This is a genomic window from Variovorax sp. SG517 (assembly GCF_013376045.1).
GTDB lineage: Bacteria > Pseudomonadota > Gammaproteobacteria > Burkholderiales > Burkholderiaceae_C > Variovorax.
On sequence record NZ_JABMJG010000008.1, the window covers coordinates 131,451 to 146,361 of the forward strand.

At 67.7% G+C, this 14,911-nt stretch carries 14 protein-coding genes and 1 tRNA gene; 4 read left to right on the forward strand and 11 right to left on the reverse strand.

Features of this window, described 5'->3' with window-relative positions; genetic code table 11:
- Positions 1 to 48 precede the first annotated feature (48 nt).
- The 4 genes from FHT32_RS23840 to FHT32_RS23855 form a co-directional block, all read right to left on the reverse strand.
- Positions 49 to 124 (reverse strand) — tRNA-Val (locus FHT32_RS23840).
- A 29-nt stretch (positions 125 to 153) separates the two neighbouring features.
- Complete coding sequence (locus FHT32_RS23845; protein WP_007830705.1) at positions 154 to 426, reverse strand: HU family DNA-binding protein; 273 nt, start codon at positions 424 to 426, stop codon at positions 154 to 156.
- Positions 427 to 647: 221 nt separating this feature from the next.
- Positions 648 to 1,733: a tartrate dehydrogenase gene (locus FHT32_RS23850; protein WP_176667078.1), complete on the reverse strand. Its 1,086-nt coding sequence runs from the start codon at positions 1,731 to 1,733 to the stop codon at positions 648 to 650.
- Positions 1,730 to 2,647 carry an alpha/beta fold hydrolase gene (locus FHT32_RS23855; RefSeq protein ID WP_176667079.1) on the reverse strand — a complete coding sequence of 306 codons (918 nt, stop codon included), beginning with the start codon at positions 2,645 to 2,647 and terminating at the stop codon, positions 1,730 to 1,732. The genes FHT32_RS23850 and FHT32_RS23855 overlap by 4 nt, the downstream gene beginning before the upstream one ends.
- 86 nt (positions 2,648 to 2,733) lie before the next feature.
- Here FHT32_RS23855 and FHT32_RS23860 point away from each other — a divergent pair, with 86 nt between their 5' ends.
- Positions 2,734 to 3,678, forward strand: coding sequence for a LysR substrate-binding domain-containing protein (locus FHT32_RS23860; RefSeq protein WP_176667080.1), 945 nt, complete (start codon positions 2,734 to 2,736; stop codon positions 3,676 to 3,678).
- Between the two features lie 19 nt (positions 3,679 to 3,697).
- On the opposite strand, the gene FHT32_RS23865 is transcribed toward FHT32_RS23860, so the two are convergent.
- From FHT32_RS23865 to FHT32_RS23880, 4 genes are all read right to left on the reverse strand, one after another.
- On the reverse strand, positions 3,698 to 4,588 hold the full coding sequence (locus tag FHT32_RS23865) for a DMT family transporter (RefSeq protein ID WP_176667081.1): 891 nt from the start codon (positions 4,586 to 4,588) through the stop codon (positions 3,698 to 3,700).
- Positions 4,585 to 5,151, reverse strand: a complete 567-nt coding sequence (pgsA, locus tag FHT32_RS23870; RefSeq protein WP_126184980.1) for a CDP-diacylglycerol--glycerol-3-phosphate 3-phosphatidyltransferase — start codon at positions 5,149 to 5,151, stop codon at positions 4,585 to 4,587. Before pgsA ends, FHT32_RS23865 begins: the two co-directional genes overlap by 4 nt.
- Before the next feature lie 56 nt (positions 5,152 to 5,207).
- Entirely contained in the window at positions 5,208 to 7,169 is a 1,962-nt protein-coding gene (gene uvrC / locus FHT32_RS23875) for an excinuclease ABC subunit UvrC (protein ID WP_176667082.1), read from the reverse strand.
- Between the two features lie 90 nt (positions 7,170 to 7,259).
- Positions 7,260 to 8,684, reverse strand: coding sequence for a M20/M25/M40 family metallo-hydrolase (locus FHT32_RS23880; protein WP_176667083.1), 1,425 nt, complete (start codon positions 8,682 to 8,684; stop codon positions 7,260 to 7,262).
- Positions 8,685 to 8,761: 77 nt separating this feature from the next.
- Between FHT32_RS23880 and earP the strand changes: the two genes are divergently transcribed.
- The 3 genes from earP to FHT32_RS23895 all read left to right on the forward strand — a co-directional run bounded on the left by earP (position 8,762) and on the right by FHT32_RS23895 (position 11,525).
- Positions 8,762 to 9,841 (forward strand): elongation factor P maturation arginine rhamnosyltransferase EarP, encoded by a 1,080-nt coding sequence (gene earP / locus FHT32_RS23885; RefSeq protein WP_176667084.1) that lies wholly within the window; start codon positions 8,762 to 8,764, stop codon positions 9,839 to 9,841.
- A 146-nt stretch (positions 9,842 to 9,987) separates the two neighbouring features.
- Entirely contained in the window at positions 9,988 to 10,542 is a 555-nt protein-coding gene (efp, locus tag FHT32_RS23890; protein WP_176667085.1) for an elongation factor P, read from the forward strand.
- A 119-nt stretch (positions 10,543 to 10,661) separates the two neighbouring features.
- Positions 10,662 to 11,525, forward strand: coding sequence for a TIGR00730 family Rossman fold protein (locus FHT32_RS23895; RefSeq protein ID WP_176667086.1), 864 nt, complete (start codon positions 10,662 to 10,664; stop codon positions 11,523 to 11,525).
- 27 nt (positions 11,526 to 11,552) lie between these two features.
- On the opposite strand, the gene FHT32_RS23900 is transcribed toward FHT32_RS23895, so the two are convergent.
- The 3 genes from FHT32_RS23900 to FHT32_RS23910 form a co-directional block, all read right to left on the reverse strand.
- Positions 11,553 to 12,224, reverse strand: coding sequence for a TetR/AcrR family transcriptional regulator (locus tag FHT32_RS23900; protein ID WP_176667087.1), 672 nt, complete (start codon positions 12,222 to 12,224; stop codon positions 11,553 to 11,555).
- 120 nt (positions 12,225 to 12,344) lie between these two features.
- Positions 12,345 to 13,508 (reverse strand): MFS transporter, encoded by a 1,164-nt coding sequence (locus FHT32_RS23905; protein WP_176667088.1) that lies wholly within the window; start codon positions 13,506 to 13,508, stop codon positions 12,345 to 12,347.
- Positions 13,505 to 14,899: a DNA recombination protein RmuC gene (locus tag FHT32_RS23910; RefSeq protein ID WP_176667089.1), complete on the reverse strand. Its 1,395-nt coding sequence runs from the start codon at positions 14,897 to 14,899 to the stop codon at positions 13,505 to 13,507. Before FHT32_RS23910 ends, FHT32_RS23905 begins: the two co-directional genes overlap by 4 nt.
- Between the last annotated feature and the right edge of the window lie 12 nt (positions 14,900 to 14,911).

The window sequence follows — 14,911 nt, forward strand, 5'->3', positions numbered from 1 at the left end:
GACGGCAATAAAAAAGGCGAACTTGCGGTTCGCCTTTGCATCGGGTGGTGGTGGGTGCTGAGGGGCTCGAACCCCCGACCTACGCCTTGTAAGGGCGCCGCTCTACCAACTGAGCTAAGCACCCCACCGGAAATACTCTCCGAGTCTAACGCCTCAGTTCAGCGCGTCTTTCAGCGCCTTGCCGGGACGGAACTTCGGAATCTTGGCTGCCTTGATTTTAATCGCGTCGCCCGTGCGGGGATTTCGGCCGGTGCGGGCCGCGCGTTTGCCTACTGCGAAAGTGCCGAAACCGACGAGCGAAACGGAGCCGCCCTTCTTGAGCGTGGTACGAATGGCGCCGATGGTGGATTCGAGCGCGCGGGTCGCTGCGGCTTTGGAAATGTCGGCGTTCTTTGCGATGTGCTCAATCAGTTCGGTCTTGTTCACAAGGGCCCCTTGTAGAAAAAAATGTTGGTCGGCTTTCGTCAGCTGCGACCTGGCCGCAAACGGTGCGACACAAGAACCCGGCAGGCCTGACGCCCCGGCAGCGCGCTGCCAGCGAGGATTACAACCACTGGTCTGCAGGGTGTCAATAAGACACGAGGCCATGCCGAGCAGCGGAGCGCGCGATTTTAGGGGCGTTTCGTGAAGTCCTTTTTCGTCGCGGCTCAAAGCGCATCGGCGATGGCCTTGCCCAGGTCGGCGGTGCTGGCCTTGCCGCCGATGTCGGGCGTGCGCGGTGCTCCGCTTTGGGGCGCGAGCACCTTCTCGATGGTCGACAGGATGGCGTCGTGCGCCTGCTTGTGGCCCAGGAACTCCAGCATCATCGCGCCGCACCAGATCTGCCCGATCGGGTTGGCGATGCCCTTGCCGGCGATGTCGGGCGCCGAGCCGTGCACCGGCTCGAAGAGCGACGGCATGGTGCGCTCGGGGTTGAGATTGGCGCTGGGCGCGATGCCGATGGTGCCCGTGCAGGCCGGCCCCAGGTCGGAGAGGATGTCGCCGAACAGGTTGCTCGCCACCACCACGTCGAAGAAGTCGGGCCGCTGCACGAAGTGGGCGGTGAGGATGTCGATGTGGAACTTGTCGAGCCTGATGTCCGGGTAGCTCTTGCCCATCTCGGCCACGCGCTCGTCCCAGTACGGCATGGTGATGGAGATGCCATTCGACTTGGTGGCGCTCGTGAGGTGCTTCTTCGGACGCGACTGCGCGAGCTCGAACGCGAACTTCAGCACCCGGTCGACGCCCACGCGCGACATCACGGTTTCCTGCACCACGATCTCGCGCGGCGTGCCCTGGTACATGCGCCCGCCGATGCTGGAGTATTCGCCCTCGGTGTTCTCGCGCACGATGTACATGTCGATCTCGCCGGGCTCGCGCGGCGTGCCGTCGCGGCGCACCACCGGCGCGATGATGCCGGGCATCAGGCGCGCGGGACGCAGGTTGATGTACTGGTCGAACTCGCGGCGGAACATCAGCAGCGAGCCCCACAGCGACACGTGGTCGGGGATCTTCTCGGGCCAGCCCACCGCGCCGAAGAAGATGGCGTCGTGCCCGCCGATCTGGTCCTTCCAGTTGTCGGGCAGCATCTGGCCGTGCTTCTCGTAGTAGTCCCAGCTCGAGAAGTCGAAGTGGTCGAACTTCAGGTCGATTCCGAACTTGCGCGCCGCGGCATCCAGCACGCGCAGCCCTTCTGGCATGGTTTCCTTGCCGATGCCGTCGCCGGCGATGACTGCGATTCTCTGGGTGCTCATGGATTGGCTCCTGCGTGTACTTGTTGCAAAGGTGAAAAGAAGGCCTGGGCTTCGGCGAGCAGCTCGTCCGGAGCCTCTTCGGGAACATAGTGGCCGCACGGCAGCGCGCGTCCCGACACCTCGGCGGCACGCTCGCGCCACAGCGCCAGTACGTCGAAGGCCTTGCCGACGGCGCCATGCTCACCCCACAGCACGCGCAGCGGCAGCGCAAGCCGCCGGCCCGCGGCGATGTCGGCTCGGTCGTGATCGAGGTCGATGGTGGCGGAGGCGCGGTAGTCTTCGCAGATGGATTCGGCCGTGCCCGCGATGGCGGCGCAGCGCTCGTATTCGGCCAGCACCTCGGGTGCGAAGGGCGCGAGGCCCGCGTGCCGACCGCCCATCACGCTGCGCACGTAGCGCACGGGGTCGGACGCGATCAGCGCCTCGGGCAGCGGCGGCGGCTGGATGAGAAAGAACCAGTGCCAGTAGGCTTTCGCGAAGGCTTCGGAAGTCTGCTCGTACATCGCGAGCGTGGGAGCGATGTCGAGCAGCAGCATGCGCTCGACGGCCCCGGGATGATCCGCCGCGAGCCTGTGCGCGACGCGCGCGCCCCGGTCATGCGCCAGCACGCCGAAGCGCTCGAAGCCGTGGTGCCGCATGGCGGCGAGCGCGTCGAGCGCCATCTCGCGCTTGCTGTAGACAACGTGTCCGGCATCGGGTGCCGGTCGGCCCGAATCGCCGTAGCCGCGCAGGTCGAGCGCAACAACCGTGAACTTCTCGGCCAGGGCGGGCGCCACGCGATGCCAGATCGCATGCGTCTGCGGATGGCCGTGCAGCAGCAACAGGGGAGCCCCCTGTCCGCCGATGCGCCCATGGATGCGCACGCCGTCTCGCTCGATGTCGAAGGTGGGAAAGGATAGGAATGATGCCGTCACGGCGCCGATTGTGCGTTGCGCCCTGCCGTCCATCAAGCAACAATCAGCCAATTCATACTTTCCGATCCGGCATGAATCAAGCTTCGATGGAACGCAGCGATCTGGCACTCGTGCTCGCGATCCGCGACCAGGGCAGCCTCGCGGGCGCGGCAGCCACGCTCGACGTGGTGCCCTCCGTCGTCACCAAGCGGCTCGGCGCGCTGGAGGCCCGCCTGGGCCAGCGCCTGTTCGAGCGCACCACCCGGCGCCTCAGCGCCACGGCCGAGGGCGAGGCGGTCTGCCTCCACGCAAGGACATTGCTCGACGGCTTCGCGGCGCTGGAAAGCGAATTGGGCGAGCGCCAGAACGAACTGACCGGCACGGTCCGGCTGGCCGCCACCTTCGGCTTCGGCCGGCTCTGGCTCGGCCCGGCGCTGGCCGCCTTCCAGGCCCGGCACCCGGCGCTGCGGATCGAGCTGTCGCTCACCGAGCAACTGCCCGATCTCGGCGCCGAGGGCTACGACGGCGCGGTGTGGCTCTGGGCCGTGCAGCAGCGCCACGCGGCCGACTGGGTCTCGCGCCGTATCGCGCGCAACCAGCGCGTGCTCGCCGCCTCACCCGGCTACCTGAAGCGCCGAGGCACACCGGCAACCGTCGAGGCACTGGCCTCGCACGACTGCCTGGTCGCACGCGAGAACGGCGAGGCCGGCCAGCGCCAGCACGCGGTGTGGACCCTGCGCCACACGCGCGACGGCAGCACGGCGCGCGTGCGCGTGCAGGGGCCGCTGGCCAGCAACTCGGGCGAGATGGTGCGCGACTGGTGCCTGGCCGGGCACGGGATCATGCTGCGCAGCCTCTGGGACATCGCACCGCAACTCGCCAGCGGCGAGTTGGTGCGCCTGCTGCCGCAGTACGCGATGGCGGAAGCCGACATCCACTGGATCGCGCCCTGGCGCCCGAAGACGCCGCGCCGGGTGCGCCTGCTGGTCGATCACCTCGTCGAGCAGTTCCGCGGGGAGCCCTGGAAGCCGGGCAGGAACGGATCGCGCTAGATATATATAAGAAGGCAGTTCAGCGGCCGCCGCTGCGCACCACGAGGCTCACGCCCACGGCCGTGAGCCCGATGCCCAGCACCGTCATCAGCGTAATCGGCTCCGAGAACAGCAGCCAGGCCATCACCGCCGTGCAGGGCGGCACCAGGTAGAGCAGGCTGGTGACGGCGGTGGCGGTTCCGCGCTGGATCAGCATGTAGAGCAGCGAGCTGCCACCCAGCGACAGCGCCAGCACCGACCAGGCCATCGCCCCGCCCGAATACAGGTTCCACTGGATGCTGTCCGTCTCCAGCGCCGCGAACGGCAAGGTGACGAGCACGGCAGCCGCCATCTGCACCGCGCTCGCGCTGCGCACGTCGCAGGGCGCGACGAAGCGCTTCTGGTAGAGCGTGCCCGCGGTGATCGACACCAGCGCCATCAGCGCGAGCGCCATCGTCTGCACGCTGACCTCGCCGCCCTGCCCCAGCTTGCGCAGCACCACCAGCACGAGGCCGGCGAAACCCAGCCCCAGCCCGACCCACTGGCGCCCCGTGATGCGCCCGCCGGTGAACGAGAGCCAGACGGCCGTCAGCACAGGCTGGATGCCGACCAGCAGCGCCACCAGCCCTGCGCCCATGCCCTCGCGCACCGCAGCCCAGACGCCGCCAAGATACCCCGCGTGCATCAGGACGCCGGTGACGGCCAGGTGCGCCCACTGGGTCCGCTGCTTCGGCCACTCGACCCGCGCCAGCGCGACCCATGCGGCAAAACACGCAAGCGACAGCGCGAAGCGCACGGCGAGGAACTTGAGGGGCGGCGCGTACGGCATGCCGTAGCGCGCGACGATGAAGCCCGTGCTCCAGATCAGCACGAAGACCGCGGGCATCGCCCGGAGCCAGCCCGAGCCACCGGCCGGGGTCACGGCCGTCATTTGGTTCGGGCCCGGATTTCCGGAATGGCCTTCTGAAGGTAGTACACCATCGACCAGATGGTGAGCACGGCCGAGATCCAGATCAGCCACTGGCCCCAGGCGCCGGTGTCGATCACGCCGAACAGGCGCCCGTCATAGAGCAGGAAGGGAATGGCGATCATCTGCACGGTCGTCTTGACCTTGCCGATCATGTGCACCGCCACGCTCTTGCTGGCGCCGATCTGCGCCATCCACTCGCGCAGCGCCGAGATGGCGATCTCGCGGCCGATGATGATGAGCGCCACGAACACGTCGGCCCGGTTCAGGTGCACCAGCACCAGCAGCGAGGCACACACCAGGAACTTGTCGGCCACCGGATCGAGAAAGGCCCCGAAGGCCGAGGTCTGGTTGAGCCGGCGTGCCAGGAAGCCGTCGAGCCAGTCGGTCGCGGCGAAGACGATGAACATGACCGTGGCGATCAGGTTGCGCATCGGCTCGGCCATCGGCAGGTAGAACACACCGACGATCAAAGGGATCGCGACGATGCGCGTCCAGGTCATGATGGTCGGCAGGGTCCAGAACATCGCTTGATTGTGTCATGGCCGCGGTAACCCCCTGCGGGGGTCGCGCGATCGAGCGGTCAGTGCAGCGCCTTGTAGATTTCTTCCGCCAGGTCGGCGGCGATGCCCTCGACCGAGGCGATGTCCTCGATGCTCGCCGCCGCCACGCCCCGGATGCCGCCGAAGCGCTGCAGCAAGCGCGCGCGCCGCTTCGGTCCGATGCCCGGGATGTCCTCCAGCTGGCTGCCGCCCACCCGTACCTTGGCGCGCTTGGCCCGCATGCCGGTGATGGCGAAGCGGTGCGCCTCGTCGCGTATCTGGGCTACCAGCATCAGCGCGGCCGAGTCCTTGCCGAGGTAGACCTTCTCGCGGCCGTCGGCGAACACCAGTTCCTCGAGGCCGACCTTGCGCCCCTCGCCCTTCTCGACCCCGACGATCAACGACAGCGGCAACCCCAGCTCGCCGAACACCTCGCGCGCCATCGACACCTGCCCCTTGCCGCCGTCCACCAGCACCAGGTCGGGCATGCGCGCGGTGCGCGGCTTGGGCGGCGCCGCGCTGCCGTCGCTCTCGGCATCGCCCGGCGGCAGGGCGTCGGTCTCGGCGGCCATCGCTTCGGCCAGCTTGCCGTAGCGGCGGTGCAGCACCTGGCGCATCGCGGCGTAGTCGTCGCCGGGCGTGATGCCCTCGATGTTGTAGCGGCGGTATTCCTTGTTCTGCATGGCGTGGTGCTCGAACACCACGCACGAAGCCTGCGTCGCCTCGCCCGCGGTGTGCGAGATGTCGAAGCACTCGACGCGGAAGTTGTCGAGGTCGTCCGAGGCCAGTTCCAGCGCGTCGGCCAGCGCACGGGTGCGCGCTTGCTGCGAGCCCTCTTCGGCCAGCAGCCGGGCCAGCTGCAGCTTGGCGTTGGTCTCGGCCATCTCCAGCCAGTGGCGGCGCTGCTCGCGCGGCTGGAACACCGCCGTCACGCGCGAGCCGGCCTGCTGCGAGATCGCCTCGATCAGCTCGCGGCTCACCTGTTCGCTCAGCACCAGCGTGGCGGGCACGGGCACGTCGATGTAGTGCTGGGCGATGAAGGCCTCCAGTACCTGCACCTCGACCGGATCAGCGACCGCGGGCGGCGCGCCCTCCTCGTCGTCGAGCTCGCCGTGATGGATCTGCGCCGCGTCTTCCACGTGCACCGGGAAGTACGGCCGGTCGCCCAGGTGCCGGCCGCCGCGCACCATCGCGAGGTTCACGCAGGCCTTGCCGCCCTGCACCTTCACCGCGAGGATGTCCACGTCCTTGTCGGATGCGATCTCGATGGACTGCTGGTGCAGCACGCGCGAGATCGCCGACATCTGGTTGCGCAGCTCGGCCGCCTGCTCGAACTCGAGCTTCTCTGCGTGCGCCGTCATGCGCTGCTCGAGCTTGGAGAGCACAAGTTGCGTGTCGCCCATCAGGAAGGCCTCGGCGCTGGCGACGTCCTGGGCGTAGGCCTCGGGCGCGATGTGGCCCACGCACGGCCCGCTGCAGCGCTTGATCTGGTAGAGCAGGCAGGGCCGCGTGCGGTTGGCATAGACGGTGTCCTCGCAGGTGCGCAGGCGGAACACCTTCTGCAGCAGCTGGATCGATTCCTTCACCGCCCAGGCGCTCGGGTAGGGCCCGAAGTAGCGGTGCTTCTTGTCGACCGCGCCGCGGTAGTAGGCCAGCCGCGGAAACTGGTGCGAGGCGATCTTGAGGTAGGGATAGCTCTTGTCGTCGCGAAACAGGATGTTGTAGCGCGGCTTGAGCGTCTTGATGAGGTTGTTCTCGAGCAGCAGCGCCTCTGCCTCCGAGCGCACCACCGTGGTCTCCATGCGCACGATCTTCGAGATCATGTGCCCGATGCGTGTGCCCCCGTGGTTCTTCTGGAAGTAGTTGGCGACCCGCTTCTTCAGGTTGCGCGCCTTGCCCACGTAGAGCACCGCCCCGGCCGCGTCGAAATAGCGGTACACGCCGGGCAGTTGCGGCAGGGCCGCGACTTCGCTGAGCAGTTGTTCGGAATGCACGTCTGACATGGCGGCTATTGTGGCGCGCGGGGCCCGGCAGCCGCCTGCGCTCAAACCCTTGGGTGCCCGAGCCGGGCACCCAAGGATTCCGGCGAGAAACTACTTCGCCAGCTCGCTCACCAGCCGGTACAGGAACTCCCGCCCGTCGTACAGCCGCTGGATCTCGATGCGCTCGTCCAGCCCGTGCGCACGGGCGTCGGACGGCTCGAGGAACATGCCGGTCACGCCGTACATCGGGATGCCGGCGTTGCGCATGAAGCGGCTGTCGGTGGCTCCGGTGCTCATGGCGGGCACCACCGGCACGCCGGGCCACATCTGCTGCGTGATCGACTCCACCGTCTTCACCAGGTCGCCGTTCAGCGGCGACGCCGGGCTGCGCAGCGGCTTGCCCAGGTTGCGCACCACGATCTTGTCGTTGCCGACGGCCTGGGTCAGCAGGCGCTCCACCTCGTCCGGGTCGTCGTGCGGCAGGATGCGGCAGTTGACCGTGGCCTTGGCCGACTGCGGCAGTGCGTTCTCGGCATGGCCGGCCTGCACCATCGTCGCGACGCAGGTGGTGCGGAACTGGGCGCTGTAGGCCGGGTTGGCCGACATGCGCTCGATCACCGACGGATCGGGGTTGCCGTTGCCCACGGCGCGCATGTCGTCGGCGAGCTGGCCGGTGGCAAACGGTGCGCTGCGCGCGAAGTAGGTCCTGGTGACGTCGGCGAGCTTCACCGGGAAGCTGTAGTTGCCCAGCCGCTCCAGCGCCGCCGAGAGCGCATAGATGGGGTTGGTCTTGGTCGGCACCGAGCTGTGGCCGCCCACGTCGCGCGCCTCCAGCATGTAGGTGGTGTACATCTTCTCCGCCACCTGCATGCGGTGCAGGTTGGGCTTGCCGCCGCGCAGCTCGCCGCCGCCGCCTTCGTTGATGCCGAACTCGGCCTGCAGCAGTTCGGGCTTGTTGTTGATGAGCCAGAAGGCGCCGTTGCTCAGCGCGTCGCCTCGTTCCTCGTCGGCGGTCAGCACCAGGATCAGGTCGCGCTTGGGCTTGAAGCCTTCCTGCTTGAGCTGCCCCACCACGGAGACCAGCGACGCGGCCATCGCCTTGTCGTCGATGGCGCCACGGGCGGTGAAGTAGCCGCCGGTTTCCTGCAGCTTGAAGGGATCGGTCTTCCAGTCTTCGCGGCGGGCCTCGACCACGTCGATGTGGGCCAGCAGCAGCAGCGGCTTCTTGCTGCCGTCGCCCTTGAAGCGGAGCACCAGATTGCCCTTCTTCGGGAACGGTTCGAAGATCTGGATGTCCCCCGGGGCGAAGCCGTACTCGACCAGCCGCTTTTCCATGGCCCGCGCCGCCGCGGTGTTGTCGCCCACCGAATGGGTGGTGTTGATCTCGATCAGCTCCTTGTAGATGTCGTGGAAACGCTGCTGCTGCGGCGTGAGCGACGGCGGAGTCTGCGTCTGCGCCACGGCGGCGGCCATGCCGCAAAGCGCCAGGGAGACGGCGAGCACGGTTTTCGCGGCGCGGAAGGTCTTCGTCCTCATGGGTTCTCTCTCTCCGGTGGTGGTTGTGCCGGACAGCATAGCAAGCGCCATCCGCGAACGCGGGCACACTCGCGACCATGCAATCCATGCGATGGGACATCTTCTGCAAGGTCATCGACAACCACGGCGACCTCGGCGTGTGCTGGCGGCTGGCCTCCCAGCTGGCCGGGCTCGGCGAACGGGTGCGGCTGTGGGTCGACGACGCGACGGCGCTGGGCTGGATGGCGCCGTCGGGCCATGACGGCGTGGAAGTGGTCGACTGGCTCGATCCCTCGGCCCTGCGGGCGGCCGTGGCGCAGCCGGCGCCCGACGTGCTGATCGAAGGCTTCGGCTGCGACCCGGCGCCGGAGCTGGTCGCCCGTTTCGCCGAGCGGCCGGGCATTGCCTGGATCAACCTCGAATACCTGTCTGCGGAGCCGTACGTGGAGCGGCTGCACGGCCTGCCCTCGCCGGTGTTCAAGGGCCCCGGCGCCGGACTGACCAAGCGCTTCTTCTACCCCGGCTTCACGAGTGCCACCGGCGGCCTGCTTCGCGAGCCCGACCTGATGGAGCGAAGGTCGGGCTTCGATCGCGCATCCTGGCTGTCGGCACGACAGATCCCTTGGCGGCAGGACGAGCGCCTCGTCTCCCTCTTCTGCTACGAACCCCCGGCGCTGGCCGGGCTGCTGGCGCGCCTCGCCGAAAGCGGCCAGCCCACGCGCCTGCTGGTGACGGCGGGCCGCGCCGCGCGGGCAGTCCAGGCTCTTTTCACCAACGCCCCTTTGCCTCATGGAAGCGGCGCGCTATCAATTTCATACCTGCCCTATCTCACGCAGCCGGATTTCGACCACCTGCTGTGGGCCTGCGACCTGAACTTCGTGCGCGGCGAGGATTCGCTGGTGCGCGCCCTCTGGGCCGGCGCGCCGCTGGTCTGGCAGATCTACCCGCAGGACGACGACGCCCACCACGAGAAGCTGAACGCCTGGCTCGACTGGCTCGGCGCGCCGGCCTCGCTGAGGCTTTTTCACCACGCGTGGAACGGCTTCGGCGACGCTGCCCTGCCCGAGCCGGAAATGCACGGCCCATGGCTGGAAACAGCCCTGGACGCCCGCGCGCGGCTGCTCGCGCAGGACGACCTGGTTACCCAGTTGCGGAAATTCGTCACCCAAAAAAGCTAAAATAGCGGGCTTTGCGGATTTCGACCCGGATTTCATCGATCCGGAATGTCTTCCGCTAAACCTGCCGCGGGACATGTACCGCGGGGCCAGCCGAACGGCAGACGAAAGCCCCGCGCACCGAGCGGCCAACATCCAGAGACCCTGTTATGAAAATCGCTCAAGAAATCCGCGCCGGCAACGTCATCATGCACGGCAAGGACCCGATGGTCGTCCTCAAGACCGAATACAGCCGCGGCGGCCGCAACTCCGCCACCGTGCGCATGAAGATGAAGAGCCTGATCGCCAACTTCAACACCGAAGTGGTCTTCAAGGCCGACGACAAGATCGACCAGATCGTGCTCGACAAGAAGGAGTGCACCTACTCCTACTTCGCAGACCCCATGTACGTCTGCATGGACACCGAATACAACCAGTACGAAGTCGAAGCCGAGAACATGGGCGACGCCCTGAACTACCTCGAAGACGGCATGGCCGTCGAAGTGGTGTTCTACGAAGGCAAGGCCATCTCGGTCGAACTGCCCACCAGCGTCGAACGCGAAATCACCTGGACCGAGCCGGCCGTCAAGGGCGACACCTCGGGCAAGGTCATGAAGCCCGCCAAGATCGCCACCGGCTTCGAAGTGCCGGTTCCGCTCTTCGTCTCGCAAGGCGACAAGATCGAAATCGACACGCGCACCGGCGAATACCGCAAGCGCGTCTGAGTCCCGGTTTCCCGGCTGACCACCACCCCGACGAAGGCTCCGCAAGGAGCCTTTTTCGTTTCCGGGCATGATGGTTGCGACGCTGCACAATCACTCGGGACAACCTGTCCGTTTTCTCCATGAACAACACGCACAACCTTCATGACAAGCGCCTGGCCGATGCCTGGGCCACGCTCCAGGCCCATGCGGACCAGGGCCTTCCGCTCGATCCCGATCCCTCGCGCATCGCCTTCGCTGACCCCGAATTCCTGCTGCGCCGCGAAACGCGCGGCATCCGCATGCAGCTCGAGCTGATGAAGCCCGACATCGAGCAGCGTGCCCACGGCATCGAGAACACCGTGGTGGTCTTCGGCAGCGCGCGCTTTCGCAGCGAGGAAGACGCCGCGGCCATGATCGCGCAGGCCGAACTCAGCGGCGACACCGCCGCATCGGAGCGCTGGCGCCGTCTGGCGCGCAACTCGCACTACTACGAGAAGGCCCGCGCATTCGGCAAGCTGGTGGCCCAGTACAGCAACGACAAGGAACCGCAGGACAAGCTCTTCATCTGCACCGGCGGCGGCCCCGGCATCATGCAGGCGGCCAACCGCGGCGCGCACGAGGGCGGCGGGCTTTCGGTGGGCCTGGCCATCGCGCTGCCGATGGAAGAGGAAGCCAACCCCTACGTCACGCCCGCGCTGAGCTTCAAGTTCCACTACTTCGCCATCCGCAAGATGCATTTCATGATGCGTGCGAAGGCGCTGGTGGCATTCCCCGGCGGCTTCGGCACGCTCGACGAGCTGTTCGAGGTGATCACGCTGGTGCAGACCAAGAAGTCGAAGCCGGTGCCGATCGTGCTCTTCGGCTCCGACTACTGGAAGCGCCTGATCGACTTCGACTTCCTGGTCGACGAGGGCGTGATCTCGCCGGGCGACGTGAAGCTCTTCGAGTACGTGGACGCGCCCGAGGATGCCTGGAGCGCGATCAAGCGCTTCTACAAGCTCTGAACCGGGCCCGCGACGGGGTCCGTCGCATCAGTCGGCGCTGTCGTCCTCATCCTCCGCGGGATGCAGCGCCTGCTCGAAGAACCTCGTGAGCGCCCGCGCGCGGCGCTTGCGCTCCGAAGCGCCGGTCTGCCCCGTCGCCACGGCATCGTCGGCCACGCCGTGCAGCGCATTGAAGAGGATCACGGCCGTGAGCGTCGCGTCCTCCACGTCCCAGAAGCCGGCGCCATCGCCCTGCTTCAGCAAGCCCGTCAGCTGAGCGATGACCGCGTTGTCGTTGCGCATGCGGCGGTCTTCGGGGCGGTATTCGTGGAAGACGACGTCGTGCAGCGCGACGTTGTCGAGGTAGATCTCGAGCCCCGTCTCCACCCAGGCCTTCAGGCGGGCGTGATAGTTGCCGGGCCGCTGGCGGTCCATGGCCTCCTGCAGGCGCTCGCAGAAGATGTCGACGAAGCGCTGCTGCAGGGCGCCGAGCAGCGCCTCCTTCGACGGAAAGTACAAATAGAAGGTGCCCTTGGCCACCTGCGCGCCGGCGGCGATGTCGTCGATGCTCGTGGCCGCGATGCCCTTGTCGATGAAGAGGCGCTGGGCCGCCTCCATCAGCGCGGCTGCGCGCGTCTCGGGGGCCTTGGTGCGCCGGCGCTGAGAGAGCTCGCCATCGGCACCGGGGGGATTCGTGGCGATGTCGCCGCTCGGGGTCATCTATCTTCGCCTTCGGGTCATTGATGAAGGGCTGGATACTGACTTCGAGTCAGTAAATTGTCAAAGAGACGGGAAGTACTCGTGTCCCGGATGTGGATTACGCGCCCCGCGCCCGCCGGATCAGACCTTCAGCCCCCAGGTCGCCCTCGCCCCTATCGCCACCACGCCGCCCACCACCCAGAACACGCCGGCGATGCCGATCAGCGCGCCGAGAGAGCCGAACAGCATCGGCATCGCCACGCTCGACGCGTTGATGGTCATGAGCCGCAGGCCCAGCGCCTCGCCGTGGCGGGCGTGCGGCGTGATCTGGTGCAGCATGCTCATCACCATCGGCTGCACCGCACCCAGCGCGAAGCCGAGCACCACCGAACAGATGCCCATGGTCCAGGCCGAATCCAGCAGCGGATAGACCGCGAAGACCAGCGCCGTGACCGCCGTCGACGCGAGGATCACGTTGCGCTCTGATGCACGAGAGGCGATCACCGGCAGGATCACGCGGATCGCCGCCGCCGCGATGGCGAAGGCGCCGAGGATCGAGCCGATCACCGAGGCGCTGATGCCCCGGTCGTGGCCCAGGATCGGCAGCACGAACGCATGTACGTCCCAGCTCGACGACTGCAGCCAGTTCACGAACAGCAGGCGCCGGAACATCGGTTCGCGCAGCAGGTCCCAGGCGCGCGTCGGCTTGGCACCCGCCAGCGGCGGCGCGGGCGGCTGCTCGTGCGCGCCGCGCGCGAGCAGCCAGCAAAGAATGGGCAGCGCCGCCATCACGCCGAAGGAGATGCGAAAGGCCAGCATGTCGGCAGGCGCACGGCCCGCGTGGTCGATCAGCATGCCCGCCAGGAAGGGCCCGACGAAGTTGGCCACGGCCGGCGCGATGGCCAGCCAGCTGAACACGCGCTTGAGCTGCGTCGGGTTGGTGGCTGAGCGGCCCACGTGCCGCTGCAGCGCGATCACCGTCGCGCCGGTGGCGCCGCCGGTCAGCAGCGCCGCGAGGCACATCACCGGAAACACCGGGAAGATCACCACCAGCCCCGCGCCGACGACCGCTGCGATCACGGAAAGCCACAGCGGCCGCTTGAAGCCGTACCTGTCAGCGAAGCGCCCCGCCGGCAGGGCCAGAAAGACCTGGGTGAGCGCGAACAGCGAGATCAGCACGCCGACCGCGGCTGCGCTGTAGCCCTGTTGAAGCGCCAGCAGCGGCGTGGCGAGCCGCATGCCGGCCATGGTCGCGTGCAGGCACACCTGGGCGCCGATCACACGCAGCAGTTCGGAACCTTTCACGGGGAGTTCTCGCCCTCTTCTTTCTCGCTGTTGTCGGCATCAGCGCCGGAGGTGGTGGGCGGCAGCAGCGCCTGGGCCTGCGCCTCGGGCAGTGCCTCGACCTTGCGCAGCGCCAGGCGCATCTGCCGGGCACGCGTGTCGGCCTTGTCGATGGTGTCGGAGGCCTTGGCCACCTGCTCCTTGATGCGGGCGACCCATTCGCCGTAGCGCTCGAACTCGGTCTTCACCGCGCCCAGCACCTTCCAGACCTCCGACGCCTGCCGCTCCAGCGCCAGCGTGCGGAAGCCCATGTGCAGGCTATTCAGCATGGCGAGCAAGGTGGTCGGGCCAGCCAGCGTCACCCGGTGCTGGCGCTGCAGCGCGTCCATCAGGCCGGGACGGCGCAGCACTTCGGCGTAGAGGCTTTCCACCGGCAGGAACAGGATCGCGAAATCGGTGGTGTGCGGCGCCGCGAGGTAGTTGTCGGCGATCGACTTGGCCTCGGTGCGGATGCGCGCCTCCAGCGCCTTCGCCGCAAGCTCGACGCCCGCGGCGTCGGCGCGTTCGTGCGCGTCGATGAGCCGCTCGTAGTCGTCGCGCGGAAACTTGGCATCGATCGGCAGCCACACCGGCGCGCCGTCGTCGCCGCGGCCCGGGAAGCGGATGGCGAAATCCACGCGCTGCCCGCTGCGCGGCTTGGTCTCGATCTGCCTGGCGTACTGCTCGGACGTGAGCACCTGCTCGAGCAGCGCCTCGAGCTGCACCTCGCCGAACATGCCGCGCGTCTTCACGTTGGTCAGCACGCGCTGCAGGCTGCCGACGCCCACGGCCAGCGTCTGCATCTCGCCCAGGCCCTTGTGCACCTGCTCGAGCCGCTCGGCCACCTGCCTGAAGCTCTCGCCGAGGCGCGCCTCCAGCGTGGTCTGCAGCTTCTCGTCGACGGTCTTGCGCATCTCGTCGAGCTTGGCGGCGTTGGTCTGCTGCAGCTGCGCGAGCTGCGCTTCCATGGTGGCGCGCACTTCCGACAGGCGCCGCGCGTTCGACTCGCTCAGCCCCTGCAGCTGGTTGTTGAGCGTGTCGGCCAGCGTCTTCTGCAGCGAGGCGAGCTGCAGCGCGAAGGCGTCGAGCTGCGCGTTCTGCGTGCGCGTGGCCTCGGCGCCCTGCTGCACCAGCGCCTGCTGGAAGGTGGCGAAGGCCTGCGCGGTCTCCTGGCGCGCGCCGCGCGAGCTTTCCGCGATCTCGCGGCGCAGTTCGCGCTCGGTGCGCTCGTTGGCCGCACCCAGGGTGGCCAGCATGCGGGTCAGGTCGGCGTTGTCGGGTGGAGGTGGGCGGCGCGCGAGCAGCCAGATCACCAGCACGAGCTGGATGAGTGCGAGTACTCCGAGTCCGACGAGGATCAGCGATGGGTCCAAGGTCCGCGTGCG